At 48.3% G+C, this 2,935-nt stretch carries 2 rRNA genes (1 of these 2 only partly in view); both read right to left on the bottom strand.

Annotated features, from left to right (window positions below):
* Nucleotides 1–7 precede the first annotated feature (7 nt).
* Nucleotides 8–121: ribosomal RNA gene (gene rrf / locus QUB64_RS32605) — 5S ribosomal RNA — on the bottom strand.
* 140 nt (nucleotides 122–261) lie between these two features.
* Nucleotides 262–2,935: ribosomal RNA gene (locus tag QUB64_RS32600) — 23S ribosomal RNA — on the bottom strand (it continues 205 nt past the right edge of the window).

The following is a 2,935-nucleotide window of genomic DNA, read 5'->3' as shown; positions in this document are numbered from 1 at the left end:
TTATTAAAAGTGGCATCGACTTACTCTCCCACCCTCAAAAGGGCAGTACCATCAGCGCTAACGGGCTTAACTTCTCTGTTCGGAATGGGAAGAGGTGGACCTCGTTGCTATAGACACCTAAAATCATAAATATTTTAAGTTGAATAGGCATTAGTAATTAGCCAATAGTTCAGAACCTACGTTCTATTGCCTATTGCCTTGTTTGCACTATTGCCTGATTCGTCTTGACGAATTGGCGATTGAAGTAATAAGAAAGAGTGATATTATAAGTCTACGGGTAATTAGTACTACTCGGCTTTGACATTACTGTCTTTACACCTGTAGCCTATCAACGTGGTCGTCTTCCACGGCCCTTAAAAGTTATCTCATCTTGAGGTGAGTTTCGTGCTTAGATGCTTTCAGCGCTTATCTCATCCGAACATAGCTACCCTGCGATGCAGCTGGCGCCACAACAGGTACACCAGAGGTTCGTCCACCCCGGTCCTCTCGTACTAGAGGCAGGTCCTCTCAAATAACTAACGCCCACAACAGATAGAGACCGAACTGTCTCACGACGTTCTGAACCCAGCTCGCGTGCCACTTTAATGGGCGAACAGCCCAACCCTTGGGACCTTCTCCAGCCCCAGGATGTGACGAGCCGACATCGAGGTGCCAAACCACTCCGTCGATGTGAGCTCTTGGGAGTGATCAGCCTGTTATCCCCGGAGTACCTTTTATCCTTTGAGCGATGGCCCTTCCATACGGAACCACCGGATCACTATGCTCTAGTTTCCTACCTGGTCGACTTGTCGGTCTCTCAGTCAAGCACCCTTATGCCATTACACTCTACGCACGGTTACCAAGCGTGCTGAGGGTACCTTTAGGAGCCTCCGTTACTCTTTTGGAGGCGACCACCCCAGTCAAACTACCCACCACACAATGTCCTCCGCTTAGCGGAGTTAGACATCAGATAATCCAAGGGTTGTATTTCAAGGACGACTAATCTACGCCTGGCGACGCAGCCTCAAAGTCTCCAACCTATCCTACACATGAATTACCCAATATCAATGTGAAGCTATAGTAAAGGTTCACGGGGTCTTTTCGTCCCGTTGCGGGTAATCGGCATCTTCACCGATACTACAATTTCACCGAGCTCATGGCTGAGACAGTACCCAGATCGTTACACCATTCGTGCAGGTCGGAACTTACCCGACAAGGAATTTCGCTACCTTAGGACCGTTATAGTTACGGCCGCCGTTTACTGGGGCTTCATTTCAATGCTTCGCCGAAACTAACATCTCCACTTAACCTTCCAGCACCGGGCAGGTGTCAGGCCTTATACTTCATCTTTCGATTTTGCAAAGCCATGTGTTTTTGATAAACAGTCGCCTGGGCCTATTCACTGCGGCCAGCTTGCGCTGGCGTCTCTTCTCCCGAAGTTACGAGACCATTTTGCCTAGTTCCTTAGCCATGAATCACTCGAGCACCTTAGGATTCTCTCCTCGACTACCTGTGTCGGTTTACGGTACGAGTTGCTTTAACCTGAAGCTTAGAGGTTTTTCTTGGAAGCTTTTAGGGACACTATCCAATTGGCCGAAGCCGCTCGGTACTATCGGTCTTTGCCATTCTGAACGCATTTAACTATCCAAAATATAGCTACAACCTTCAACGTACTAATCCGTCAGTACGCGGTCCTTTCAATACTCCGTCACCCCATCGCAGTTAAAGCAAGTACGGGAATATTAACCCGTTTGCCATCCACTACCCCCTTCGGGTTCGCGTTAGGTCCCGACTAACCCTGGGACGATTAGCGTCGCCCAGGAAACCTTAGTCTTTCGGTGTGCAGGTTTCTCGCCTGCATTATCGTTACTTATTCCTACATTTGCTTTTCTAGCCGCTCCAGCACACATCACCATGCACCTTCTACGCTGACTAGAATGCTCCCCTACCAGTGTATGTAAACATACAATCCATAGCTTCGGTAATACACTTAATGCCCGCTTATTATCCACGCACGATCGCTCGACTAGTGAGCTGTTACGCACTCTTTAAATGAATGGCTGCTTCCAAGCCAACATCCTAGCTGTCAATGCAACCGCACAACGTTTGATCAACTTAGTGTATATTTGGGGACCTTAGCTGATGGTCTGGGTTCTTTCCCTCTCGGACACGGACCTTAGCACCCGTGCCCTCACTGCTCAGTATATCTTATAGCATTCGGAGTTTGTCAGGATTTGGTAGGCGGTGAAGCCCCCTAGTCCAATCAGTAGCTCTACCTCTATAAGACTCAACCTGAACGCTGCACCTAAATGCATTTCGGGGAGTACGAGCTATTTCCCAGTTTGATTGGCCTTTCACCCCTACCCACAGGTCATCCGGAAACTTTTCAACGTTTATCGGTTCGGTCCTCCATTCCATGTTACTGGAACTTCAACCTGCCCATGGGTAGATCACAAGGTTTCGCGTCTACCCCCACTGACTAAGCGCCCTATTCAGACTCGCTTTCGCTTCGGCTCCGGTTCTTAAAACCTTAACCTTGCCAATGAGGAGTAACTCGTAGGATCATTATGCAAAAGGCACGCCGTCACCCGTTACCAGGCTCCGACCGCTTGTAGGCACACGGTTTCAGGGTCTATTTCACTCCCTTGTTCAGGGTTCTTTTCACCTTTCCTTCACAGTACTCGTTCGCTATCGGTCTCTCAGGAGTATTTAGCCTTACCAGATGGTTCTGGCAGATTCAGACAGGATTCCACATGTCCCGCCCTACTCAGGGTACTGCTAAGTAAATATACTATTTCGAGTACAGGCCTTTCACCTTCTATGGAGTCACTTTCCAATAACTTCCTCTATAATATATTAGTCTATATTGCAGCCCTACAACCCCATAACTGCCGAAACAGATATGGTTTGGGCTATTTCCATTTCGCTCGCCACTACTCCGGAAATCACTATTGTT

The sequence above is a fragment of the Microcoleus sp. Aus8_D2 genome (genome assembly GCF_036702665.1).
Taxonomy (GTDB): Bacteria; Cyanobacteriota; Cyanobacteriia; order Cyanobacteriales; family Microcoleaceae; genus Microcoleus.
This window is presented reverse-complemented; position numbering and strand designations above follow the sequence as displayed.